Here is a 24,692-nt window from a genome sequence, read left to right on the forward strand (position 1 = left end):
ATTATGTAGGTGTTCGCTATCGCACTTAACGCTGGGTTTCGAGTTTGCTGTCCAGCGTATAAGGCAGATCACTCACGTGCAGGGCCGGACCTTCTGGCGAGCCCAGGTGAAGGTGGCCGTCTTCTGCGGCATCGGCCTGCAGGACTGCCAGCAACTCAATGCCGGATTCGGCGTTGGCCGCGATGACGACATTCCCCACCGCGCTGGCATGCACGGGAGAAAACAGTGCCGTGCCGGGCTCGGGAAGGTCGGTGGTTGCCAGCGTCAGGCGGTAAAGCCGACGTTTGAGCTTGCCCAGGTATTGCATGCGGGCCACGATTTCCTGGCCGGTGTAGCAGCCCTTCTTGAAGCTGACGCCACCGACCGCCTGCAGGTTGATCATCTGCGGGATGAACTCTTCGCGTGTGCTGCCTACAACCTGACCGATACCGGCACGGATCTGGCCCAGCAGCCAGTCATTGAGCGAGCCTTCAGCCAGTTGGGCGGCCAGTCGCGATTTCACGCTGTCTGCCTGTTCGGCACGAACCCAGAGTTCGGCGCGGGCAGGGGACACGCGAAGGGCAATCAGGTCATTGGCGCTCACCAGGGCGTCGGTGTCCTGTGGCAGGTCCAGCCCGAGGCTGACCAGGGCACCGTCGCCGTCCTGAAGGCCGAAGCGCACCCAGGCCGCACTTTCATCGGTCAGTTTGGACTTGGAAAACACGGCGTACTTTTTCAGGTCCAGCAATTGCGGCTCTATCAGCTCGCTGGCCATGGCCAGAAGGCAGCCATCGCCTTCAAGCACGATGCGGAAGCTGGATTGCATGCGGCCTTTCTGTGTGCAGCGGGCACCCAGGCTGGATTTGCTGTCGCTCAGGTAATTGAGGTTGCAGGTCAACTGACCCTGAAGGAATTTACTGGCATCCACGCCGCGGACGGCAAGAACGCCTTCGTGGGATAGCGTGCAGAAAAAAGCTGAGTGGGCCATGGTCATCGCAAGTGGAAAAGTCTGGGGCACATCATAGTGCCGACTCGTGAATATGGGTACATGAAAACTGCTGCGACTATTGTGCGATTCGCTCAACAGGCTTGCGGCTGTATACTCGCGGCCTACTTTGAGGAGCGCTCCATGGTCGAAGACGTTGAACTCAACCGCCTTTACTGGCACAGCCGCCGCGGCATGCTTGAACTGGACGTGCTGCTGGTGCCGTTTGTCCGGGAAGTCTACCCGGATTTGAATGAAGAAGATCGTGAGCTTTATCGCCGTCTGCTCAACTGCGAGGATCAGGACATGTTCGGCTGGTTCATGCAGCGTGCCGAATCGGAAGATCCCGAGTTGCAGCGCATGGTTCGCATGATTCTGGATCGTGTCCAGCCCAAGTGATCGCTTCGAGTGCCATTGGCAGGCCTCACGCCTGCTGCTGGCGGGATATCTGAGCGCCCAGTTGCTGGCCTTCGTTGCCCTGTACTGGCTCGATATCCCCCGCTGGGCTTGTGTGTCCGGCGTTGCGCTTTGTCTGGTACACGGCCTGTGGGTGCTTCCCAGGTCGATCCTGCTCAGTCATGCCTCGTCATTCAAGGCACTGCGGCGTGATCGCCAGGGTTGGCAGCTGTGGAGCGAGCAGGGTGGCTGGCAGCCTGTGCAGTTATGCCGTGACAGCCTGGCCCTGCCATGGATCGTGATCCTGCGCTTTCGCCCGGTAAAGGCAGGGCGCGCCGGGCACTTTGTGAAAAGCCTCTGCATTCCCCGCGATGCGCTGACGCCGGATACCCATCGACGTCTGCGCGTACGTCTGAAATTCAGCCCGCGTAGGTGGGCGGTACCAGAATAGTGTCCAGCGCCTCGGGCAGCATCTCCGGATAGTCCAGCGTGTAATGCAGGCCCCGGGACTCCTTGCGCTCCATGGCCGAGCGAATCATCAGTTCAGCCACCTGGGCCAGATTGCGCAGCTCGATCAGGTCGCGGCTGACTTTATAGTTGCTGTAGAACTCGTCGATCTCGTCCAGCAGCAGACGGACCCGGTGTTGGGCGCGTTGCAGGCGCTTGTTGGTCCGCACGATGCCCACATAGTCCCACATGAATCGCCGTAGTTCGTCCCAGTTGTGGGCGATGATGACGTCTTCGTCCGAGTCGGTGACCTGGCTGGCGTCCCAGGCAGGCAGGTTGGCCGGCATGCTGATATCGCTCAGTTGGGCCTCGATGTCCGCAGCCGCCGAGCGGGCATAGACGAAACACTCCAGCAGCGAGTTGCTGGCCATGCGATTGGCGCCGTGCAGGCCGGTAAAGCTGGTTTCACCGATCGCATACAGGCCGGGCACATCGGTGCGGCCCTTGCTGTCTACCATGACACCGCCGCAGGTGTAGTGCGCCGCTGGCACCACCGGGATCGGCTGCCGGGTGATGTCGATGGAGAACTCCAGACAGCGTTCGTAGACCGTCGGGAAATGGCTTTTGATAAAGGCTTCGGGCTTGTGGCTGATGTCCAGATAGACACAGTCGATGCCCAGGCGCTTCATTTCATGGTCGATGGCGCGGGCCACGATGTCTCGCGGAGCCAGTTCGGCGCGCTCATCGAAGCGCGGCATGAAGCGCTCGCCGTTGGGCAGCTTGAGATAGGCCCCTTCGCCGCGCAGTGCTTCGGTGATCAGAAAGCTCTTGGCCTGCGGATGGTAGAGGCAGGTCGGGTGGAACTGATTGAACTCCAGGTTCGCGACCCTGCAACCGGAGCGCCAGGCCATGGCGATGCCATCGCCACAGGCGCCGTCCGGGTTGCTGGTGTAGAGGTAGACCTTCGCGGCCCCGCCCGAGGCCAGAATCGTGAAGCGGGCACTGTAGGTATCGACTTCGCCGCTCTTGCGGTTGAGGACATAGGCGCCCAGGCAGCGCTGCCCCGGCAGGCCGAGTCGTCGCTCGGTAATCAGATCGATGGCAGCGCGCTGATCCAGCAGCTCGATGTTCGGTCTTTTGCTGGCCTGCTCGAACAGCGTCTTGAAAATCGCCGCGCCGGTGGCGTCCGCCGCATGAATGATACGGCGATGGCTGTGGCCGCCTTCGCGGGTCAGGTGGAATTCGAAACTGCTTTCTTCGGTGCCCGAATGATCGCCACGGGTGAAGGGTACGCCCTGGTCGATCAGCCACTGAATGGATTCACGGCTGTGTTCGACGGTGAAGCGCACGGCTTCTTCATTGCAGAGTCCGCCCCCTGCATTGAGCGTATCTTCCACATGAGACTGCACGGTATCGGTGTCATCCAGCACGGCCGCGACGCCGCCCTGGGCCCAGAATGTCGAGCCGTTGGAAAGGTCGCCCTTGCTCAGGACGGCGATACGCAAATGTTCGGGAAGGGTCAGCGCCAGGCTCAAGCCTGCCGCACCGCTGCCAATCACCAGTACATCGTGCTGAAAATGTTGACTCATGTATGAATTCCGCTGTTAGCGGCCACTAGTATAAGTAAGGGGGGATCGGCACAATAGCCTCGCTTTTATGGCATTGTGAGACCACTGCGGGCTCGGATTGTGCGCCAGTCCTTGACCTCATGCATACCGTTTTCCGTTGAGTCGGTCGGTGGGGTTTCTACCACGGGTCGGGTTTGGCTCTGAGCGGTTGCAGCGTGTCTTGCGCCTGCATTCGGGTTTTGGGAACTTTTTATTGAGGCCCGGCTCCATAGCAGGTTGCCTGTAAAGGGACCGCGTCGTATTGCGATGGGTCGATGCATTATCGACCGCGGAATCGACGACAAGACTATTTACGCAGCCGACATTGTTCGCGCTGCGTTTTTCGTGCGTGACAAATCACTGTACGCAGGAAACTTGCTTGAAGGGGGAGAACTTTTGCGAAAAGCCCGAGTCTATGTTTGCGAGCCTGAGAAATGGCAGCAGCTGCACCCCTCCAAGCTCAACGAGGAGTGTTCATGCTAACCCAGGAAGAGGATCAGCAGCTTGTCGAGCGCGTTCAGCGCGGTGACACGCGAGCATTTGATCTGTTGGTGCTGAAGTATCAGCACAAGATTCTAGGGTTGATCGTGCGATTCGTGCACGACACCCATGAGGCTCAGGATGTTGCGCAGGAAGCCTTTATCAAGGCCTATCGCGCACTTGGAAACTTTCGCGGCGACAGTGCTTTCTATACATGGCTGTACCGCATCGCCATCAACACGGCGAAAAACTATCTGGTGTCGCGCGGTCGGCGTCCACCGGATAGCGATGTAAGGTCTGAGGATGCGGAGTTCTACGACGGCGATCATGGCCTCAAGGACATCGAATCGCCAGAACGCGCATTGTTGAGGGATGAGATCGAGGGCACAGTCCATCGGACCATCCAGCTTCTCCCGGAAGATTTACGTACGGCACTAACTTTACGTGAGTTCGATGGTCTGAGTTACGAAGACATTGCAAGCGTCATGCAATGTCCTGTTGGTACCGTGCGCTCCCGGATCTTCCGCGCTCGGGAAGCCATCGATAAAGCCCTGCAGCCGTTGTTGCAGGAATCCTGAGACAGCGGCGATAGCCAAGAGAGGAACCCGCCATGAGTCGTGAAGCCCTGCAGGAATCGCTGTCCGCAGTGATGGATAACGAAGCGGATGAATTGGAATTACGTCGGGTATTGAATGCCATTGACGATGCGGAAACACGTGCCACATGGTCGCGTTACCAGGTTGCCCGTGCAGCGATGCACAAGGAACTGCTGATCCCTCATCTGGATATTTCGGCTGCTGTATCTGCCGCTATCGCCGATGAAGTCAGCCCGCTCAAGGTCGCACGTGGCCCTTGGCGCACGCTGGGTCGTCTGGCCGTTGCCGCGTCGGTGACCGTTGCCGTTCTGGCCGGTGTCCGTCTTTACAATCAGGACGATATTGCAGGCGCACAACTGGCTCAGCAGGTTCAGCAGCCGGCCAACCTGTCCGTACCTCAAGTAAAAGGCCCGGCCGTACTGGCTGGCTACACAGAAAGCTCCGAGCAGGCCACAGGCCCGATGGCCAATGGTGTCCTGCAAGGTCAGGCCGCTGAAGGCGATCAGCGTCTGCCAGGCTACCTGCGTCAACACGCACAGGAAGCTGCGTTGAAAGGCACTGAAAGCGCACTGCCATATGCACGCGCTGCCAGCCTGGAAAACCGCTAAGGAAAAACATGCGAGCCATCCCTCTGTTGCCGTTTCTGCTTGGTGGATGGCTTGCCCTTCCCGTGCATGCCGATGATGCGCAAGACATGTTCAAGCGTCTTGCGCAAGCCAACCAGCAGCAAAGCTATCAAGGCACCTTCGTCTACGAACGTAATGGCAGCTTCTCCACTCACCGTATCTGGCATCGGGTAACTGATGGCAAGGTGAAGGAGCGACTGTTGCAGCTCGATGGTTCCGCTCAGGAAGTCGTGCGTCTCGACGGGTTGACCCAGTGCGTCAGCGGCACGCTCGTGTCGGGTGTCGCCAATCCTTCGGACTCCTCCGCCCGCGTCTTCGACGTCAAGAAGCTTTCGGCCTGGTACGACATGACCATCGTCGGCAAGTCGCGGGTGGCGGGACGTGCTGCGACCATTGTGGCCATGACGCCCAAGGATCAGCATCGGTATGGCATCGAACTGCATGTGGACAACGAAACCGGTCTGCCGCTCAAGTCTCTGCTGTTGAGCGAGAAAGGGCAGTTGCTGGAGCGTTTCCAGTTCACTGAACTCGATACCGCTGACGTGCCTTCGGATTCATCGTTGCAGGCCAGTTCCGATTGCAAGCCGGTCGGCGTCGCGAAGGCCAGGGCTGAGGCGTCGAGTGGTCCTGTCGCGTGGCGTTCCGAATGGTTGCCGCCTGGCTTTGAACTCAGCAGTAGCGCTGCCCGCAAGGATCAAACCTCAAAGGCGCTGGTCACCAGTTTGATGTACAGCGACGGTCTGGCGCGTTTTTCCGTGTTTATCGAGCCGGTAAGCGATACATCGTCAACGGATATCCGTACTCAGTTGGGGCCTACCGTTGCCGTGTCGCGTCGACTCACGACACCGCGTGGTGTCTCGATGGTGACAGTGGTTGGCGAGATTCCGATGGGGACGGCCGAACATGTGGCATTGTCCATGCGCAGTACCGATGTCCAGGCCAGTCAATAAGTCTGAAAACGATCTCAAAGCCCGGGATGTAAAAGTTTTCATCTTGGGCTCGACAAGTCGCCAGGCCAGAGTTCACGGGGTCTTGGGTTGAGATGCTGAAATGTTTGGTGAACTTTGCAAGTTGCAAAAGCCCTCGTTTTTTTCTATAGGTCACAGCCTTGCAGCTCTGGCCTTTGTCGTTTCTGGGGTCCAAAAGCTGATCCGGGATCGTGTCGCGGTTGAGTGCGATGTAGGCGATATCCGGATCGGTCGCTCTGTACTGCTTAACTTTGCTCGTTGTTAACGGGAGCCGTATGTCGATACCAAGCTTGAAATCTTATCTTTCACTGATAGCTGCCGTGCTGATGCTCGGACAGGTCGCTGTGGCTCAGGCCGAGGACTTGCCGGATTTCACCGGATTGGTTGAGCAGGCTTCGCCTGCCGTAGTGAATATCAGCACCCGTCAAAAAATGCCTGATCGTGCAGTCGCGAGTCAGGTACCCGACCTGGAAGGCTTGCCGCCCATGCTTCGCGAGTTTCTCGAGCGCAGCATGCCGCCAGGATCCCGTTCGCCAGGAAAGGGTGATCGCCAGCGCGAAGCCCAGTCGCTGGGTTCGGGGTTCATCATTTCTGCCGATGGTTATGTCCTGACCAACAATCACGTGATCGATGGTGCCGATGAAATCATCGTGCGTCTTTCCGATCGCAGCGAGTTGAAGGCCAAGCTGGTCGGTACCGATCCACGCACAGACGTTGCCGTTCTGAAAATCGATGGCAAGAACCTGCCTACCGCCAAGCTGGGTAACTCCAACAAGCTGAAAGTGGGTGAGTGGGTACTGGCAATCGGTTCGCCATTCGGTTTCGATCACTCGGTCACCAAGGGGATCGTCAGCGCCAAGGGCCGTAGCCTGCCGAACGATACCTATGTACCGTTCATTCAGACTGACGTTGCGATCAACCCGGGTAACTCGGGCGGTCCGCTGTTCAACATGGCGGGTGAAGTGGTGGGTATCAACTCGCAGATCTTCACCCGGTCCGGTGGTTTCATGGGCCTGTCGTTCGCGATCCCGATCGATGTGGCCATGGATGTCGCCAATCAGCTCAAGACCAGCGGTAAGGTCAATCGCGGCTGGCTGGGTGTCGTGATCCAGGAAGTCAACAAGGATCTGGCCGAGTCGTTCGGTCTCGACAAGCCTGCCGGTGCCCTGGTTGCCCAGGTGCTTGAAGACGGGCCGGCAGCCAAGGGCGGCCTGCAGGTCGGTGATGTGATCCTCAGTGCCAACGGTCAGCCGATTGTGATGTCCGCGGACCTGCCTCACCTGATCGGCAATCTCAAGGACGGCAGCAAGGCCGAGCTTGAGGTGATTCGTGATGGCAAGCGTCAGAACCTGACGGTCACTGTGGGTGCCTTGCCGGACGAAGGTCAGGAAACGGGTATTCCGGGAGCGGGTGCCGAGCGCAGCAGCAATCGCCTCGGTGTTTCGGTGATCGAGTTGACTGCCGAGCAGAAGAAGACCTTCGACCTCAAGGGCGGTGTCGTCATCAAGGAAGTGCAGGGCGGTCCTGCGGCCTTGATCGGCCTGCAACCGGGCGATGTGATCACGCACCTGAGCAATCAGGCGATCACTTCGGCGAAGCAGTTTACCGAAGTGGCCAGGAATCTTCCGAAGGACCGTTCCGTGTCCATGCGTGTCCTGCGTCAGGGCCGGGCCAGTTTCATCACCTTCAAACTGGCTGAGTAAGCGACAGGTTTGACGAAAAAGGGCGGTAGACACCGCCCTTTTTTGTGGTTGCCCGCCGGGCGGAGCCGATCTGCCTCCCTGTGGGCGTGACGCCTCTTGCTTCCTTCAGGTACAATTCCCGGCTATTTTTCGGCGGGCAATCTGCCTGCAACCTTTTTGAGTGTTGATCCGTGAGTGATTTGAGTCATATCCGCAATTTCTCCATCATCGCCCACATTGACCATGGCAAGTCGACGCTGGCCGACCGCTTCATTCAAATGTGCGGTGGCCTGTCCGAGCGCGAAATGGAAGCGCAGGTTCTCGACTCCATGGACCTTGAGCGCGAGCGCGGGATCACCATCAAGGCCCATAGTGTCACGCTGTACTACAAGGCCCGCGACGGTAAGACCTACCAGCTGAACTTCATTGACACCCCGGGTCACGTGGACTTCACCTATGAAGTCAGCCGCTCCCTGGCCGCCTGTGAAGGCGCGCTGCTGGTCGTCGATGCGGGTCAGGGTGTCGAGGCACAGTCTGTTGCCAACTGCTACACCGCTATCGAGCAGGGCCTTGAGGTCATGCCCGTTCTGAACAAGATGGACTTGCCGCAGGCCGATCCCGACCGCGTCAAGGAAGAGATCGAGAAGATCATCGGTATCGATGCCACCGACGCAGTGGCGTGCAGCGCCAAGAGCGGCATGGGTGTCGACGAGGTGCTGGAGCGTCTGGTGACGACCATTCCGGCTCCGGAAGGCAACATCGAAGACCCGTTGCAGGCATTGATCATCGACTCCTGGTTCGACAACTACCTGGGCGTTGTCTCCCTGGTGCGCGTCCGTCACGGCCGGGTCAAGAAAGGCGACAAGATCCTCGTCAAGTCCACCGGCAAGATTCACCTGGTCGACAGCGTGGGTGTGTTCAACCCCAAGCACACGGCCACTGTCGACCTGAAAGCGGGCGAAGTGGGTTTCATCATCGCCGGCATCAAGGACATTCACGGTGCACCGGTCGGTGACACCCTGACCCTGAGCTCCACGCCGGATGTGGACGTGCTGCCGGGCTTCAAGCGCATTCAGCCGCAGGTCTACGCCGGTCTGTTCCCGGTCAGCTCCGACGATTTCGAGGATTTCCGTGAAGCGCTGCAAAAGCTGACGCTGAACGACTCTTCGCTGCAATACCTGCCTGAAAGCTCCGATGCACTGGGCTTCGGCTTCCGCTGTGGCTTCCTGGGCATGCTCCACATGGAGATCATCCAGGAGCGTCTGGAGCGTGAGTACAATCTGGACCTGATTACCACCGCGCCAACGGTAATCTTCGAGCTGTTGCTCAAGAACGGTGAAACGATTTACGTCGATAACCCGTCCAAGCTTCCTGACCTGTCTTCCATTGAGGACATGCGTGAGCCGATCGTGCGGGCCAATATCCTTGTGCCTCAGGAGCACCTTGGCAACGTCATTACGCTGTGCATTGAAAAGCGCGGCGTCCAGCGCGACATGCTGTTCCTCGGTACGCAGGTACAGGTCAGCTACGATCTGCCGATGAATGAAGTGGTCCTGGATTTCTTCGACCGCCTCAAGTCGGTCAGCCGTGGTTATGCTTCTCTGGATTATCATTTCGATCGTTACCAGTCAGCCAATCTGGTCAAGCTCGATGTGCTGATCAACGGTGAGAAGGTCGATGCCCTGGCATTGATCGTTCACCGTGACAACGCGCACTTCAAAGGGCGTGCGTTGACCGAGAAGATGAAAGAGCTGATTCCGCGGCAGATGTTCGACGTGGCAATCCAGGCCGCCATTGGCGGGCAGATTGTGGCCCGGACAACCGTCAAGGCACTTAGAAAGAACGTACTGGCCAAATGTTATGGCGGCGACGTGAGCCGTAAGCGCAAATTGCTCGAGAAGCAAAAGGCCGGTAAGAAACGCATGAAGCAGGTCGGCAACGTGGAGATTCCACAGGAAGCTTTCCTTGCAGTGCTCAGGTTGGAATAGTCAGGTCCTATGTCTCTAAATTTCCCGCTGTTGTTGGTCATCGCAGTCTTTGTCTGTGGCTTGCTTGCACTGATCGATCTGGTTCTCCTGGCGCCTCGCCGCCGGGCTGCCATCTCGACCTATCAGGGCAGTGTCAGCCAGCCGGACATCGCGGTTGTTGAGCAATTGAACAAGGAACCCTTGCTGGTCGAGTACGGCAAGTCGTTCTTTCCGGTGCTGTTTCTGGTACTGGTGCTCCGGTCCTTTCTGGTCGAACCCTTCCAGATTCCGTCGGGCTCCATGAAACCGACACTGGAGGTGGGTGATTTCATTCTGGTCAACAAGTTCTCCTACGGCATTCGCCTGCCGGTCCTGGATCAGAAAGTGATCCAGATCGGCGACCCGAAGCGCGGTGACGTCATGGTGTTCCGCTACCCGAGCGATCCGAGCGTCAACTACATCAAGCGCGTAGTGGGGCTGCCGGGCGACCATATCCGCTACACCAGCGACAAGCGCCTGTTCGTCAATGGCGAGCTGGTGGCGAAGAAGCTGATTGGCAGCGAGCCGGGTACCCTGGGCAGTGCCGAGCTGTATGAAGAGCAACTGGGTGAGGTCGAGCACCAGATCCGTCAGGAAATGAGCCGCTACCGTGCGCCGCCCGACAGCGAATGGACCGTACCGTCCGAGCACTATTTCATGATGGGCGACAACCGGGACAACTCCAATGACAGCCGTTACTGGGATGACCCCAACATTCCCAAGAATGAACTGGGTATGGTCCCGGACCGGAATATCGTCGGCAAGGCTTTTGCCGTCTGGATGAGCTGGCCTGAGCCCAAGCTCAGTCACTTCCCTAACTTCTCTCGGGTAGGGTTGATCAAGTAATCAATGCGGCGCTGCTAGAACAGCGCCGTATCTCATTTGGGCTGGCTTGAAACGGGGCTTGTCGATAAATCATCTCGATTGCGTTGGCAGGCTAACCTTGAGGTTGTATATGAAGTCCTCTGCTTCTCAAAAAGGGTTGTCGTTCGTCGGTTTGCTGGTGTCGCTGGCGCTGGTCGCCTTTGTGGTCAGTACGGCGTTCAAACTGGTTCCGCATTATCTCGACTACATGTCGATGAAGAAAATCATCGAGGCGGTCGATAGCAATCAGGCTCTGGACATCACCACGGTCGACGATTTCTACAGTTATGTCGGTAAAAACATGCAGGTCAACAATATTCAGGATGTGGATTTGAACAAGGCGTTAAAGGTAACGGTGCAGAACAACAAGTTCAGCGCGCATTTGAAATATGAACAGCGTGAGCCGTTGATCCAGAACATCGATCTGGTGATGAAGTTCGACCAGCAATTCAGCGTGGGTAAACCGTGAGCGTATCCTTGAGCCGCCTGGAGCGTCAGCTCGGCTATACCTTCAAGGATCAGGAACTGATGATCCTGGCCCTGACCCACCGCAGTTTTGCCGGTCGCAACAACGAGCGCCTGGAGTTTCTCGGTGACGCCATTCTCAACTTCGTCGCCGGTGAGGCGCTGTTCGAGCGCTTCCCTCAGGCCCGTGAAGGTCAGTTGTCGCGTTTGCGTGCTCGACTGGTGAAGGGTGAAACCCTGGCATTGCTGGCCCGTGGTTTTGACCTGGGTGAGTATCTGCGCCTGGGCTCTGGCGAATTGAAGAGCGGTGGCTTTCGCCGCGAATCGATTCTGGCCGACGCCCTTGAAGCCTTGATCGGTGCCATCTACCTGGATTCGGGGATGGAGGTTGCACGGGAGCGTGTCCTGGCCTGGCTGACCAACGAGTTCGACAGCCTGACGCTGGTCGACACCAACAAGGACCCGAAAACCCGCTTGCAGGAGTTCCTGCAGTCCCGTGCCTGTGAGTTGCCGCGTTACGAAGTGGTGGATATCCAGGGCGAACCGCATTGCCGGACGTTTTTCGTCGAATGCGAGATCACCTTATTGAATGAAAAGAGTCGAGGTCAGGGTGTCAGCCGTCGGATTGCCGAGCAGGTCGCCGCGGCCGCAGCACTGATTGCCCTGGGCGTGGAGAACGGTAATGACTGATACAACTGCAACCCGCTGTGGCTATGTTGCCATCGTCGGCCGTCCCAACGTCGGCAAGTCCACGCTGCTCAACCACATTCTGGGCCAGAAGCTGGCGATCACTTCGCGCAAGCCGCAGACGACTCGCCACAACATGCTGGGTATCAAGACCGAAGGCGCCGTGCAGGCGATCTACGTCGATACCCCCGGCATGCACAAGAACAGCGAGAAAGCCCTCAACCGCTACATGAACAAGACCGCTTCGGCCGCGTTGAAAGACGTCGATGTGGTGATCTTCGTGGTTGACCGCACCCGCTGGACCGAGGAAGACCAGATGGTCCTGGAGCGTGTCCAGTACGTACAAGGCCCGGTCATCCTGGCGATCAACAAGACCGATCGCATCGAAGACAAGGGCGAGCTGATGCCGCACCTGGAGTGGCTGCAAGGCCAGCTGCCGAATGCGTCCATCGTGCCGATTTCCGCACAGCACGGTCACAACCTCGATGCGCTGGAAGGTCTGATCGCTTCGCATCTGCCGGAAAACGACCACTTCTTCCCGGAAGACCAGATCACCGACCGCAGTAGCCGCTTCCTGGCGGCTGAACTGGTTCGCGAGAAGATCATGCGCCAGCTGGGTGCCGAGCTTCCGTACCAGATCACTGTCGAGATCGAAGAGTTCAAGCAGCAGGGCCGTACCCTGCACATCCATGCCTTGATTCTTGTCGAGCGTGACGGTCAGAAGAAAATCATCATTGGTGACAAGGGTGAGCGGATCAAGCGTATTGGCAGCGATGCCCGTCGCGACATGGAGCTGCTGTTCGACTCCAAGGTCATGCTCAACCTCTGGGTCAAGGTCAAAGGTGGCTGGTCCGACGATGAGCGTGCCTTGCGTTCGTTGGGCTACGGCGACCTTTAAGCTGTTCTGTCATCCGGCCATGACGTTTTTTGTGGCCGGGTGAGTTTCTCTTCTTTCGAGCCAGCCCGATGAGCACGCCAACCGGCCAACCTGCTTATGTGCTCCATAGCCGGGCGTATCGCGAAAACAGCGCCCTGGTCGACTTCCTGACGCCGCAAGGTCGCTTGCGGGCCGTGCTGCGCAATGCCCGTGGCAAGGCCGGTACGCTGGCGCGCCCCTTCGTGCCTCTGGAAGCGGAGTTTCGCGGACGTGGCGAGCTCAAGAATGTCGGGCGCATGGAAAGCGCCGGTGTTGCCGTCTGGTTGTCGGGCGAAGCCCTGTTCAGCGGCATGTACCTCAATGAGCTGCTGATTCGACTGCTTCCCTCGGAAGATCCGCATCCTGCCGTATTCGATCACTATGCCGCGACCTTGATGGCCCTGGCCGAAGGCCGTCCGCTGGAACCCTTGCTGCGCTCGTTCGAGTGGCGGCTGCTGGATGATCTGGGTTACGGCTTTGCGCTGGATGTCGATATCGATGGTGAGCCTCTTGCGGCGGACGGGTTGTATCGCCTGCAAGTGGACGCTGGCCTGGAGCGGGTCTACCTGCTGCAACCGGGGCTTTTTCAGGGGGCAGAGCTACTGGCCATGGCCGAGGCTGACTGGAGTGCTCCGGGCGCGCTGGCATCGGCCAAGCGCTTGATGCGTCAGGCGCTGGCTGTCCATCTGGGTGGCCGTCCATTAGTGAGCCGCGAACTGTTTCGCAAGCCGTGAACAGGCTTTATGCTCTGCGGCCTGCTTCGATCAAATTTCAGGAGACACCCGTGACCCAAAGCACTCGCATCCTTCTTGGCGTGAATATCGATCATGTGGCCACGTTGCGTCAGGCCCGTGGGACACGTTACCCGGACCCGGTGAAAGCCGCGCTGGATGCCGAAGAGGCGGGCGCGGATGGAATCACCGTGCACCTGCGTGAAGACCGTCGCCATATTCAGGAGCGTGATGTCCTGCTGCTCAAGGATGTGTTGCAGACGCGCATGAACTTCGAGATGGGCGTCACGGAAGAAATGCTCGCCTTCGCTGAGCGTATTCGCCCGGCCCATGTGTGCCTGGTTCCGGAAACCCGCCAGGAACTGACCACCGAGGGTGGCCTGGATGTCGCCGGTCAGGAAGCCCGGATCAAGGCCGCGGTCGAGCGGTTGTCGAAGATCGGTTGTGAAGTGTCGTTGTTCATCGATGCCGATGAGCAACAGATCTCTGCTTCCAGACGAGTCGGCGCACCTGCCATTGAATTGCATACCGGGCGTTACGCCGATGCACAGACGCCGGCCGAAGTGGCCGAAGAGCTCAAGCGTATTGCGGACGGCGTGGCGTTCGGTGTGGCTCAGGGCCTGATCGTCAATGCCGGTCATGGCCTGCATTATCACAACGTCGAAGCGGTAGCGGCCATCAAGGGTATCAATGAGTTGAACATCGGCCATGCGCTGGTGGCTCATGCCCTGTTCGTCGGTTTCAAGGCCGCAGTGGCCGAGATGAAAGCGCTGATTGTGGCGGCAGCGAAGTAAGTCTTTCGCGGATGAATCCGCTCCTACTCAGGCCATGTAGGAGCGGATTCATCCGCGAAAACTCATGGCTTGCGCCCTACGATGACCGCACGCATCGGCGCTGGCAGGCCTTCCACGGTGCGACTGTGATCGTTCGGATCAAGGAAGTCGCTCAGCGATTGATAGCGCATCCAGTCGGTGCTGCGCTGTTCCTGAACGGTCGTCGTGCTGACATCCACGCAGCGCACATCGGTGAACCCGGCACGACGTAGCCATAGCTCCAGCGCCGGAACCGATGGCAGGAACCACACGTTGCGCATCTGCGCGTAACGGTCTTCCGGGACCAGCACCTGCTGGGCATCACCCGGCACCACCAGCGTTTCCATGACCAGCTCACCGCCTTTGACCAGGCAGTCTTTCAGCGCCAGCAAATGGTCGATGGGCGATTTGCGGTGGTACAGCACGCCCATGGAGAAGACGGTATCGAAGCCTTCAAGGTTGGCAGGCAGGTCTTCCAGGGCAAAAGGCAGATGCCAGGCGGGCAGGTTCGGCAGATAGCGTTGCATGGCCTGGAACTGGCAGAAGAACAGCCAGTTGGGGTCGACACCGATCACGCTTTCGGCGCCGGCACCCAGCATGCGCCACTGGTAATAGCCGTTGCCGCAACCCACATCCAGGACACGCTTGCCCTTGAGATCCAGATGCGGGGAAACACGGGACCACTTCCAGTCCGAGCGCCACTCGGTGTCGATGTGGACCCCGAAGACATCGAACGGCCCCTTGCGCCATGGCGACAGGCCCATCAGGGCCTTGTGCAGTTGCGTACGTGTTTCGGTGTCGCACTCGACTTCCAGGGTAAAGCTGTCGGCCAGCTCGACACGGCTGGCCGTGAGTTCAGGCAGCGCATCCAGCGCACTCTGCCAGCGTTGCAGATCGCCGTGCCCCTTGGCCATCTTGGCGTCGAGCTGTGCCTGAAGGCCATTGGCCCAGTCGGACAGAGGTGTGCCTCTGAGGCGGTGTACGAGTGGAGCGAGATCAATCATGGCAGGGCAATCAACGAGGCAAAGTTAAGGCATTGGAACCAGGGAACGACTTTGGTGAATCCGGCGGCGAGCAGGCGTTGGCGATGTTCTTCCAGGCTGTCGGGCTTCATGACGTTCTCGATGGCACTGCGTTTCTGGGCTATTTCCAGATCGCTGTAGCCGTTGGCGCGTTTGAAGGCGATGTGCAGGTCTGTCAGCAGTGCATGTTCCTGTTCGTCGCTGAAACGCAGTTTTTCCGAGAGGATCAAGGCGCCGCCGGGCACGAGGGCCTGGCGAATGCTGCTCAGCAGCGTCAGGCGCTGTTCCGGCGCGATGAATTGCAGCGTGAAGTTCAGCGCCACCACCGACGCGGGCTGGAATCGCAGGGCCAGAATGTCGCCTTCGATGACCTCGACAGGCAGCAGTTCCTGGAACATCGAGTCTTGCGCGTTGAGGTATTCGCGGCAGCGTTCGACCATGGCCGCCGAGTTGTCCACAGCAATGACCTTGCAACCCTCGCTGCGCACATGGCGACGCAGAGCCTGGGTCACGGCACCCAGCGAACTGCCCAGGTCATAGAGCACGGTATCGGGTCTGGCGAACTGTGCTGCAAGTACCCCCAGGTTCTCGACGATCGTCGGATAACCGGGCACCGAGCGCTTGATCATGTCAGGAAAGACCCGCACGACATCTTCGTTGAAGGCGAAGTCAGGCACCTGAGCCAATGGCTGGGCGAAAATGCGGTCGGGTTCGTTGCTCACGGCGGTTCCGGCGAAGGCTTTGAAAGGCGGGCATTCTAGCCAAGTTGTCGCCGGGATGCATGAGTGATCATGGACTGTCGGATAAGCCGTTGGGCAAGACGCGAAAAACGCCTCAGTTCACCGTGATTTCACACTCGAACGCCTGCTCGGGCGGCACTTCAGGCGCCCAGGGTTGCTGATAGATCAGCATCAGCCGGCCAGTGCCTGTATCGGTCGCCTTGTAGCGCCATACCGACTGCCCGCCGCTGCCGACCATTTCCGTGCTTTGCGAGTTGTTGTACACCTCGGGCCCGAGGCTGCGCAGGACGTTCTGCGCGGGGTTCTGCACCTGCCAGCGGAATCCGGTGGTGGGGTTGCTGGGCAAGGTGAGCATCAGGGTTTGTCCGCTCTTGAGCGTCAACGGGCAGTCGCTTTGGGCGTCCACCGAAACAATGTTTTTCGGCGTCTGCGCGCAGGCTGTCAGAAGAACAAGGCTCAAGGGTACGAGAAGACGGGCTGGGGTCATGGCAAGGTCCGGTTTTGCGTGACGAGACTGGAGCATAACCGATAGGAGTTTTGGATGGGGAATCGAGGATCGCCCGCGGTGACTGACCCCCTCCCAAAGAAGTCCATGTCAATCCGTGGGAGGGGGCAGAGGCAACGCTTCATTTCATCAGAACAACACTTTCGCCACATCGGTAAAGCGTTTGGCGAAGTGAACGGTCAGGCCTTCCTTCAGGTAGTCGGGCAGTTCCTCGAAGTGGCCACGGTTGGGCTCGGGAAGGATCAGTTCGTTGATCTTCTGTCGCCGGGCCGCAATGACTTTCTCGCGCACCCCGCCGATCGGCAGTACATGCCCGGTCAGGGTCAGTTCGCCGGTCATGGCCACGCCCTTTTTCGGCGGCTGGTTGCGCGCCAGAGAGAGCAGGGCGCTGGCCATGGTGACTCCGGCGCTCGGGCCGTCTTTCGGTGTGGCCCCTTCGGGGACATGCAGGTGGACGAAAGCCTCGTCAAAGAACTTCGCATCACCGCCAAACTTCGCCAGGTTGGAGCTGACATAGCTGTAGGCGATTTCTGCGGACTCTTTCATCACCTCACCCAGTTGTCCGGTCAGCTTGAAGCCACGGTTCAGGGTGTGGATGCGTGTGGCTTCGATCGGCAATGTGGCTCCACCCATGCTGGTCCAGGCCAGCCCGGTGATGACGCCGGTGCCGGACAGCACTTGCTCGCTGCGGAAAACCGGCATGCCCAGTGACGCTTCCAGATCCTTGTTGCCGATCTTGATCACGGCCTCGGGTTCGTCCAGCAGTCTGACCACGGCCTTGCGTACCAGCTTGCCCAATTGTTTTTCCAGCTGTCGGACCCCGGCTTCGCGTGCATACCCCTCGATCACGGCCCGCAGTGCGCTGTCGCTGATCGACAGGCGGGTCTTGGACACGCCGGCCTTTTCCAGTTGCTTGGGCCACAGGTGACGTTTGGCGATGGCGAGTTTTTCTTCGGTGATATAGCCGGACAGGCGGATCACTTCCATCCGGTCCAGCAGGGGGCCGGGAATCGAGTCCAGGGTGTTGGCGGTGCAGACGAACAGGACTTTGGAAAGGTCCAGGCGCAGGTCCAGATAGTGGTCGAGGAATTCGACGTTCTGTTCCGGGTCCAGGGTTTCCAGAAGGGCGGAAGCCGGGTCGCCCTGATAGCTTTGGCCCATCTTGTCGATTTCATCGAGCATGATGACCGGGTTCATCACCTCGACATCCTTGAGCGCCTGCACCAGCTTGCCCGGCTGGGCACCGATGTAGGTGCGGCGATGGCCCTTGATTTCCGCCTCGTCGCGCATGCCGCCCACGCTCAGGCGGTAGAACGGCCTGCCCAGGGATTCGGCAATCGAGCGGCCGACGCTGGTCTTGCCCACGCCTGGCGGGCCGACCAGCAGGACAATCGAGCCGCTGATTTCGCCTTTATAGGCGCCCACGGCAAGGAATTCGAGGATCCGGCCCTTGATATCGTCGAGACCGGCATGGTGCTTGTCGAGCACCTTGCGGGCGTGTTTGAGGTCAAGCTTGTCCTCGCCGTAGATCCCCCAGGGCAGGGAGCTGGCCCAGTCCAGGTAATTGCGGGTCACGGCATATTCGGGTGAGCCGGTTTCCAGCACCTTGAGCTTGCCGAGTTCTTCGTCGATTTTCTTGCGTGCCTGATCGGGCAGGGTCTTGCCTGCAAGGCGCTGCTCGAACTGTTCGATGTCGGCGCTGCGATCGTCCTTGCTCAGCCCCAGCTCCTGCTGAATGACCTTGAGCTGTTCTTTCAGGAAGAACTGGCGCTGATGTTCGCCGATCTTGCGATTGACCTCGGCGGATATCTCTTTCTGCAGACGGGCGACTTCGACCTCCTTGCGCAGCATCGGCAGGACTTTCTCCATGCGTTTGAGCATGGGGACGCAATCGAGCACCTCCTGCAGTTCGACGCCGGTCGCGGAGGTCAGTGCCGCGGCAAAGTCGGTCAGAGGGGAGGGATCGTTCGGGCTGAAGCGATTCAGATAGTTTTTCAGTTCTTCGCTGTACAGCGGGTTGAGTGGCAGCAGCTCCTTGATTGCGTTGATCAGGGCCATGCCATAAGCCTTGACCTCGTCGGTCGGTTCGTTGGGCTGCTGCGGGTATTCGATTTCCACCAGATAAGGCGGGCGATGATGTTTGAGCCAGGTGCGGATACGGACGCGGCTCAAACCCTGGGCAACAAATTGCAATCGACCATTTTCGCGACTGGCGTGGTGAACTTTTACCAAAGTGCCATACTCGGGGAGCGCCTTGGTATTGAAATGACGTGGATCCTCCTGGGGAGTGTCCATGAAAAACAGTGCCAGCGAGTGGTGTTCGGACTTGCTGACCAGCTCAAGGGTCTCGGCCCAGGGCTCTTCATTGACGATTACAGGCAGGACCTGCGCCGGAAAGAAAGGGCGATTGTGGATCGGGATGATGTAGACCTTGTCCGGCAGATTCTGGCCGGGAAGGGCAAGGGAGGTGCTGTTGGAGCTCAGAAGAGAGTGTTCGGCTACGTCATCAGGCAAATCTTGCGAGTCTTTCTGCTGGTCGCTCATAGGGCACCTGCGAAATTGAACATGAAGGTTAGATGGGGCAGATCTCCTCAGGTTTCAATGGGGGCGGTCGATAGTGTGGGTAGGAGGCAATCAGTCTGCTGACGGCGAGGAAATTCCGGACCTTTCGTCGGGTTGATTGCGTGTTGGCATAATGCCTCTAGTTATGTGCTTTTAATGGGTTCGGCAGTAGATCTGCAAGCGAAGTGATCGATCGCTGCCAGTGCTGGCGTTCTTGTTACCGGCACTGTCGTTGTGGGTTGAATTGAGTATGACCAAAGTATTCTCTTCCTCGGTTGTTCTGGCCGGATTACTGCTGTGGACCGCTGCCAGTGCGTCGGCTGCGGCCCTGACGGCTCAGGTATTCGACAAGCAAGGCAAGCCGCTTGCCGATGCTGTCGTGACGCTCAATGGCCCGGCGGGTCCGGCTGCCAGTGGGTTGAAGGCCAGCATGGACCAGCACGATCAGGAGTTTTCACCCCACGTTCTGGCTGTGCATACCGGTACACAGGTCAAATTCCCCAACAGTGACAACATCCGTCACCAGGTTTATTCCTTTTCTCCGGCCAAGCGTTTCGAGTTGCGTCTCTATGAGGGCACGCCATCGGAACCCCTGTTGTTCGACAAGGCCGGTGTGGTCGTGCTCGGCTGCAATATCCATGACTGGATGGTCGGCTATATCTACGTGACCGACGATCCCTGGTTTGGCGTGACCGACAGCAATGGCACGCTCAAGCTCGATCAGATGCCGGCTGGCCATTACACGGCCACGCTCTGGCACCCACAGACTGAAGACATGCAGCCGGTATCGGGAGGTGAATTCGATATGCCAGCGGCGGGCCTGACTCAGCGTTTCAACCTCGATGTCGAGGTCAAGGCCAGCGACAAACCGTCCAAGCCCGCGCCCGGCGCCTTTGGCGATGCTTTCCACAAGGCTGCTCATGAATGAATCTTCGTAATAGCTTTCAGGCGCGCATTGCCTGTGTATTGATTGCTTTGCTGGTGATCGTGGTCGGCGCGGTGTTTCTCGCCGTCAAGATTGCGACTGGCGATGCCGTCCGTACTCAGGCTCAGGCGCAACTGGAAGTCGGTAGCCGGGTGTTCGAGCGCCTGATCGATCTGCGCGGCAAGCGCCTGCGCGATACGGTTCAACTCCTGTCTGCCGATTTTGGCTTCCGCGACGCGGTCGCCAGTGAAGATTCGTCGACCATCCGTTCGGTGCTCTTGAACCATGGCGGGCGCATCAATGCCAGCGACATGTTTCTGCTGGGCATGGACGGTACGGTGATCGCCAGTACCGAGGCCGAGGTGCCTGAAGGCTCCAAGTTCGTGTATGACCAGGCCTTGCGTAATGCCAAGCGCAATAAACAGTCGGTACTGATCGTGCCGGGCGGCGGCATACCGCATCTGCTGGTCGAGAGTACGGTGCTGGCCCCCTTGCCCCTCGGGCGTGTGGTGATGGGGTTTGCCATCGACAGCGACATCGCTCAGGAGCTGCGCTCGCTCAGCGGTCTGGAGGTGTCGTTCCTGACCGTGGAAAACGGCCAGCCCGGCAAGTTGATCAGCACCCAGCCAGAGGCTTTGCACCCCAGTCTGGTCGAGTTGATGCGCAGTTCGTCCGAAGGGCAGATGCGGGTCACCGAACAGTTGAATCTGAATTTTCTCAGCCAGTCGATCATGCTGGCCAACACCGGTCAGGCGAGCGACGGGCAAGTGATCGCCTTGCTGCAAAGTCCGCTGGACAAGGCCTTGCAAGCCTTTGCTCCTCTGGATGAAAAGATCTTCTGGATATCCCTGGCGGCACTGCTGGCCTCCCTGATCGGGACACTGGCACTGGCCCGGAGTGTGTCCACGCCGGTTCGGGCGCTGGCGCTGGCGGCCAAGCGCATCGAAGAAGGCGATTACGAGACCCCCGTCACCATGAAGCGCAGCGACGAACTGGGCATGCTTGCCGGTGCGATCAATGCGATGCAGAAAGGTATTGCCGTGCGTGAGGGGCAACTGGCCCACAATGCCCTGCACGATGCCGTCACCGGTTTGCCCAACCGTGCGCTGGTCATCGAACGTCTTGGCAGTGCCATTTCGGCCGAGCGCCCGGTGGCGTTGATGTACCTGGGCATCGAAAACATGGCGTCGATCAACGAGAGCTGTGGTGCCGAGGGGGTCGATCTGTTGCTGCGCCAGGTGGGGCAACAACTGCAGGATGTTCTGGGGGCCGGTGATACGGTGGCCCGTCTGACGGCCAACGAATTCCTTCTGTTGCTGGATCAAACCACCAGCGATGGAGCCGTGGCCATGGGCGATACCCTGCAACGGATCCTCAGTGAACCCCATCGGGTCGATAGCCACGATATCTCGCTTGATTGCTGCATTGGCATCACGACGTACCCGGAAAACGGCAATGCGCCGAAAGAATTGCTCAGCCGGGCTGCGATTGCACGTAAAGACGCTGCGAATCTGCCTGGTCGCATGCAGATCTACGAAGATGGCCGCGACCTGGCTCACCAGCGCCAGATCAGCCTCATTCGCGATCTGCGCAAGGCGGCACAGAATGGCGAGCTGTTTCTTCAGTATCAGCCCAAACTGGATATCCACCGCAGGCATGTCCGTCAGGCCGAGGCGCTATTACGCTGGAGCCATCCGCAGTTCGGCAATGTGTCGCCTGCCGAGTTCATCGTGCTGGCCGAGCGCACCGGCAGCATTCAGCTATTGACCAACTGGGTGATCGAAGAGGCGATGCGCCAGTTGGCCGAGTGGAGCAAACGCGGCCTGTTCATACAGCTGTCGGTCAACATTTCCGCCGACGATTTGTTGGGCGGCGATCTGGCCGACTATGTCCTGACGTTGCTCAAGCGTTATGGCGTGCCAGCCGAGCAACTGATTTTCGAGATCACGGAAAGCGCCGTGATGAGCGAGCCTGAAAAGGCATTGGTCGTGCTTCACCGTTTGCGCGAGTGCGGCATCAGCCTTTCGGTGGACGACTTCGGAACCGGTTATTCCTCGTTGGCCCACCTCAAGCGGCTGCCGGTCCAGGAATTGAAAATCGACCAGTCTTTCGTCCGTAACCTCGACGAAACCAGTGAGGACGCCGTGATCGTGCGCTCCACCATCGAGATGAGCCATAACCTGGGCCTCAAGGTGGTCGCTGAAGGCGTCGAGTATGAGCACAGCCTGCATTTGCTCGAGCGTTGGCACTGCGACACGGCCCAGGGCTACCTCATCAGCCGCCCTCTGACCGCACCTGCGTTCGAGGCCTGGATCGACCAGACAATGATTTCACCCAGCCAGATGGTTAATGAACTATGACCTACAGAACTTCGTTGTTGTTGGGTTGTTTTCTGGGGGCTTTCTCGTCCCTTTCCATGGCCGATAACGGTCGTTTGATCGCTACGGGCGGGGCCAGCAGCATAGAAGGTGCTGCGGGCGGCGGGATCACACCCTGGGCCTTGATCACCGGTTACGGGGAGCAGGGCGAATGGGGTGCCAGTGCGTTTGCCACGCATGTCGACCTGCCGGACTACACGCTGGATGTCGCAGGCCTGGCTGTCGCCTACGGTAACCGCGTTGAGTTTTCCTATGCTCACCAGCGCTTCGATCTGGGTACGTTGCAGCACAAGCTGAGCCTGCCGGAAGACAACCTGACGCAGGATATTTTCGGCGTCAAGGTTCGACTGTTCGGGGACCTGATCTACGACTCCTTGCCGCAGGTTTCATTGGGTGTTCAGTACAAGCATCAAAACGACTTCCTGATCCCGAGCCTGATCGGCTCCAGGCGTGACTCGGATGTCGAAGGCTATCTGACGGCCAGTCGCCTGTTCATGGGGGCTGCCTTTGGCTACAACGTCGTGGTCAACGGCGGCGTGCGCTACAGCCGTGCCAACGAAACCGGCCTGCTGGGTTTTGGCGGCGATCGTCGCGACGAGCGCAGCGTACTCAAGGAAGGCTCGGTGGCGGTGCTGTTCAACCCGCGCTGGGCCATGGGCGTGGAATATCGCGAAAAACCGGACAACCTGTCGTTTGCCGGTGAAAGCGATTGGGCGGACCTGTTTATCGGGTATTTCCCGAACAAGCACTTCTCTGTGGTTCTGGCCTATGCCCGCCTGGGGGAAATTGCCACGCTGGATAACCAGAACGGCACTTATCTGTCCTTGCAGGGGAGTTTCTGATGAACCGTCTGCTGATTTGCCTGATGCTTGCTCTGCTGGCGGGCTGTGCCCAGCAGCCACCCAAGGACGACAGTCTCTACCAGGACCTCGGACAGCGCGCCGGCATCCAGCGTATCGTCGAAGGCATGTTGATGAACGTGGCCAGGGACGATCGCATCGTCGAGCGTTTCAAGAAGATCGATATCGTGCGTCTGCGCGACAAGTTGGTGGAGCAGTTGTGTGTCGAGTCGGGGGGACCTTGCCAGTACACCGGTGCCAGCATGGCCGAATCTCATAAAGGCCAGAACCTGACCCGTAGCGATTTCAATGCTCTGGTGGAAAACCTGATCGATGCCATGGATGCCGAGAAAATACCGGTGCCCGTGCAAAACCGCCTGATTGCCAGGCTGGCCCCGATGCGTGCTGAAGTGATCGAGAAATAACGCCTTGCAGTGGCGTAACTTCCAGGTCTGTCATCAACTTGATGGCCTGGAAGTTAGAACCTGTCTTTCTTCTTTTTGTGACTTTCCATCTTTATGAAAAATTATTAATCAAGGGCTCGCCCTGCTTGATAGTTGGCTCATAGAGAATGCACATAGCCTGCCCTTGAAAAAAATATTTCTAAATTTTTCAGGCTTGTGGTATTCCGTTTTAGTGCTTGAAACCGGTCGTCTCTTTCTGTTCGGCGGCCGGGTGTAAGCCTGTATCCGTTTGTTTGTTGGCAATGCTTGTTGTCGTGATCCGGATACAAAGTCGTACATGACATTAGCCGCCTTTTCGGCGGTAGTTTGTATTTAAAACATGCAATGCCCATTGAGGCTTTGGGTTCTGGTCATCGTTATGGATAACCAGGGCAGCTTGCAGTGCGCGCTATATTTCTCAGGGAAGTTATATGTTTCAGAGTGAATATCTGTTGTTGAAAAAAGTCGTCTCCCGCCCAGTCGCTTCGTTTCGAGTATGGGGAGCCTTATGGGTCTTGTCGGCGGCAGCCATGTTGCCTCTCCAGAGTGCCCACGCGGCTGCACCGGCGACAAAGGTCGAGCAGCAGGGAATAAGAGCCTTCAAGTTGTGTACAGGCCCTGACAACCTTTCACATATTCAGGAAGGGACGCTCGATCAAACGTTTCGTACCGATGTAGAGGTCATTCACTTCAAGGAAACCCCGGCGCATTCTTCCTACGATTGGCACCCGGCTCCTGAAGAGCAGTACGTGATCAGCCTTTCGGGAACCCTGAAGTTCTTTACCACCGAAGGCGAAACCTTTGTCTTGCGGCCGGGCGATGTGCTGGTTGCCCAGGACACCACAGGGCCGGGGCATCGCTGGGAAATGGTTGGTGACCAGCCATGGCGTCGTGCCTATATCACTCTGAAACCAGGCGTGAAGACGGCATTCGTGCCCAAGGCCGGTTCCAAGGGCTGCTGACCCGAGAGCCTGGCAAAAAAGGCGGCTACCTTGTCGGGTCGCCGCCTTTTTCATGGCTTTACGGAGCCG

The 24,692-nt window shown here is 58.6% G+C and carries 24 protein-coding genes; 18 read left to right on the forward strand and 6 right to left on the reverse strand.

Going from position 1 to position 24,692, the window contains the following annotated elements; translation table 11 throughout:
• Positions 1 to 25: 25 nt before the first annotated feature.
• Positions 26 to 967, reverse strand: a complete 942-nt coding sequence (locus tag ACIPY9_RS06175; protein ID WP_400698087.1) for a YgfZ/GcvT domain-containing protein — start codon at positions 965 to 967, stop codon at positions 26 to 28.
• Positions 968 to 1,108: 141 nt separating this feature from the next.
• Here ACIPY9_RS06175 and ACIPY9_RS06180 point away from each other — a divergent pair, with 141 nt between their 5' ends.
• Together ACIPY9_RS06180 and ACIPY9_RS06185 are read left to right on the forward strand one after the other, a co-directional pair.
• Positions 1,109 to 1,363, forward strand: a complete 255-nt coding sequence (locus tag ACIPY9_RS06180; protein WP_400698090.1) for a succinate dehydrogenase assembly factor 2 — start codon at positions 1,109 to 1,111, stop codon at positions 1,361 to 1,363.
• On the forward strand, positions 1,347 to 1,811 hold the full coding sequence (locus ACIPY9_RS06185; protein ID WP_400698093.1) for a protein YgfX: 465 nt from the start codon (positions 1,347 to 1,349) through the stop codon (positions 1,809 to 1,811). The genes ACIPY9_RS06180 and ACIPY9_RS06185 overlap by 17 nt, the downstream gene beginning before the upstream one ends.
• Here ACIPY9_RS06185 and nadB read toward each other — a convergent pair.
• Positions 1,780 to 3,396, reverse strand: coding sequence for an L-aspartate oxidase (gene nadB, locus ACIPY9_RS06190; RefSeq protein ID WP_400698094.1), 1,617 nt, complete (start codon positions 3,394 to 3,396; stop codon positions 1,780 to 1,782). The genes ACIPY9_RS06185 and nadB overlap by 32 nt on opposite strands.
• Before the next feature lie 494 nt (positions 3,397 to 3,890).
• Here nadB and rpoE point away from each other — a divergent pair, with 494 nt between their 5' ends.
• The 11 genes from rpoE (at position 3,891) to pdxJ (ending at position 14,229) form a co-directional block, all read left to right on the forward strand.
• Positions 3,891 to 4,472 (forward strand): RNA polymerase sigma factor RpoE, encoded by a 582-nt coding sequence (rpoE, locus tag ACIPY9_RS06195; RefSeq protein ID WP_002554912.1) that lies wholly within the window; start codon positions 3,891 to 3,893, stop codon positions 4,470 to 4,472.
• Between the two features lie 32 nt (positions 4,473 to 4,504).
• Positions 4,505 to 5,098 (forward strand): RseA family anti-sigma factor, encoded by a 594-nt coding sequence (locus ACIPY9_RS06200; protein WP_400698100.1) that lies wholly within the window; start codon positions 4,505 to 4,507, stop codon positions 5,096 to 5,098.
• An 8-nt stretch (positions 5,099 to 5,106) separates the two neighbouring features.
• Entirely contained in the window at positions 5,107 to 6,066 is a 960-nt protein-coding gene (locus tag ACIPY9_RS06205; protein ID WP_400698102.1) for a MucB/RseB C-terminal domain-containing protein, read from the forward strand.
• A gap of 344 nt (positions 6,067 to 6,410) precedes the next feature.
• Entirely contained in the window at positions 6,411 to 7,787 is a 1,377-nt protein-coding gene (locus ACIPY9_RS06210) for a DegQ family serine endoprotease (RefSeq protein WP_400698329.1), read from the forward strand.
• Positions 7,788 to 7,957: 170 nt separating this feature from the next.
• A complete protein-coding gene (gene lepA, locus ACIPY9_RS06215) occupies positions 7,958 to 9,754 on the forward strand; it encodes a translation elongation factor 4 (RefSeq protein ID WP_400698105.1) in 1,797 nt (598 codons plus the stop codon).
• Between the two features lie 9 nt (positions 9,755 to 9,763).
• Positions 9,764 to 10,618: a signal peptidase I gene (gene lepB / locus ACIPY9_RS06220; RefSeq protein ID WP_400698108.1), complete on the forward strand. Its 855-nt coding sequence runs from the start codon at positions 9,764 to 9,766 to the stop codon at positions 10,616 to 10,618.
• 109 nt (positions 10,619 to 10,727) lie between these two features.
• On the forward strand, positions 10,728 to 11,105 hold the full coding sequence (locus ACIPY9_RS06225) for a DUF4845 domain-containing protein (protein ID WP_400698111.1): 378 nt from the start codon (positions 10,728 to 10,730) through the stop codon (positions 11,103 to 11,105).
• Positions 11,102 to 11,791, forward strand: a complete 690-nt coding sequence (gene rnc, locus ACIPY9_RS06230) for a ribonuclease III (protein WP_117183829.1) — start codon at positions 11,102 to 11,104, stop codon at positions 11,789 to 11,791. Before ACIPY9_RS06225 ends, rnc begins: the two co-directional genes overlap by 4 nt.
• Positions 11,784 to 12,686: a GTPase Era gene (gene era / locus ACIPY9_RS06235; protein ID WP_400698114.1), complete on the forward strand. Its 903-nt coding sequence runs from the start codon at positions 11,784 to 11,786 to the stop codon at positions 12,684 to 12,686. Before rnc ends, era begins: the two co-directional genes overlap by 8 nt.
• 68 nt (positions 12,687 to 12,754) lie before the next feature.
• Positions 12,755 to 13,438, forward strand: a complete 684-nt coding sequence (gene recO / locus ACIPY9_RS06240; RefSeq protein WP_400698117.1) for a DNA repair protein RecO — start codon at positions 12,755 to 12,757, stop codon at positions 13,436 to 13,438.
• A 50-nt stretch (positions 13,439 to 13,488) separates the two neighbouring features.
• On the forward strand, positions 13,489 to 14,229 hold the full coding sequence (gene pdxJ / locus ACIPY9_RS06245) for a pyridoxine 5'-phosphate synthase (protein WP_400698120.1): 741 nt from the start codon (positions 13,489 to 13,491) through the stop codon (positions 14,227 to 14,229).
• Positions 14,230 to 14,291: 62 nt separating this feature from the next.
• Here the strand turns inward: pdxJ and cmoB are convergent, their stop codons facing one another.
• The 4 genes from cmoB to lon form a co-directional block, all read right to left on the reverse strand.
• Entirely contained in the window at positions 14,292 to 15,251 is a 960-nt protein-coding gene (gene cmoB, locus ACIPY9_RS06250; protein WP_400698123.1) for a tRNA 5-methoxyuridine(34)/uridine 5-oxyacetic acid(34) synthase CmoB, read from the reverse strand.
• Entirely contained in the window at positions 15,248 to 15,991 is a 744-nt protein-coding gene (gene cmoA / locus ACIPY9_RS06255; protein WP_400698125.1) for a carboxy-S-adenosyl-L-methionine synthase CmoA, read from the reverse strand. The genes cmoB and cmoA overlap by 4 nt, the downstream gene beginning before the upstream one ends.
• 112 nt (positions 15,992 to 16,103) lie before the next feature.
• Positions 16,104 to 16,496 (reverse strand): protease inhibitor I42 family protein, encoded by a 393-nt coding sequence (locus ACIPY9_RS06260; protein ID WP_400698128.1) that lies wholly within the window; start codon positions 16,494 to 16,496, stop codon positions 16,104 to 16,106.
• Positions 16,497 to 16,643: 147 nt separating this feature from the next.
• On the reverse strand, positions 16,644 to 19,058 hold the full coding sequence (gene lon / locus ACIPY9_RS06265; protein WP_400698130.1) for an endopeptidase La: 2,415 nt from the start codon (positions 19,056 to 19,058) through the stop codon (positions 16,644 to 16,646).
• 268 nt (positions 19,059 to 19,326) lie between these two features.
• On the opposite strand from lon, the gene ACIPY9_RS06270 reads away from it, so the two are divergent.
• The 5 genes from ACIPY9_RS06270 (at position 19,327) to ACIPY9_RS06290 (ending at position 24,623) form a co-directional block, all read left to right on the forward strand.
• Complete coding sequence (locus ACIPY9_RS06270) at positions 19,327 to 20,004, forward strand: methylamine utilization protein (RefSeq protein ID WP_400698133.1); 678 nt, start codon at positions 19,327 to 19,329, stop codon at positions 20,002 to 20,004.
• Positions 20,001 to 22,361, forward strand: coding sequence for an EAL domain-containing protein (locus ACIPY9_RS06275; protein WP_400698136.1), 2,361 nt, complete (start codon positions 20,001 to 20,003; stop codon positions 22,359 to 22,361). Before ACIPY9_RS06270 ends, ACIPY9_RS06275 begins: the two co-directional genes overlap by 4 nt.
• A complete protein-coding gene (locus ACIPY9_RS06280) occupies positions 22,358 to 23,221 on the forward strand; it encodes a DUF3034 family protein (protein WP_400698138.1) in 864 nt (287 codons plus the stop codon). Before ACIPY9_RS06275 ends, ACIPY9_RS06280 begins: the two co-directional genes overlap by 4 nt.
• Positions 23,221 to 23,643, forward strand: a complete 423-nt coding sequence (locus tag ACIPY9_RS06285; protein WP_400698141.1) for a group 1 truncated hemoglobin — start codon at positions 23,221 to 23,223, stop codon at positions 23,641 to 23,643. The genes ACIPY9_RS06280 and ACIPY9_RS06285 overlap by 1 nt, the downstream gene beginning before the upstream one ends.
• A 449-nt stretch (positions 23,644 to 24,092) precedes the next feature.
• Complete coding sequence (locus ACIPY9_RS06290) at positions 24,093 to 24,623, forward strand: hypothetical protein (protein WP_400698144.1); 531 nt, start codon at positions 24,093 to 24,095, stop codon at positions 24,621 to 24,623.
• Positions 24,624 to 24,692 lie beyond the last annotated feature (69 nt).

The organism is Pseudomonas sp. NPDC089734 (assembly GCF_044748865.1).
GTDB lineage: Bacteria > Pseudomonadota > Gammaproteobacteria > Pseudomonadales > Pseudomonadaceae > Aquipseudomonas.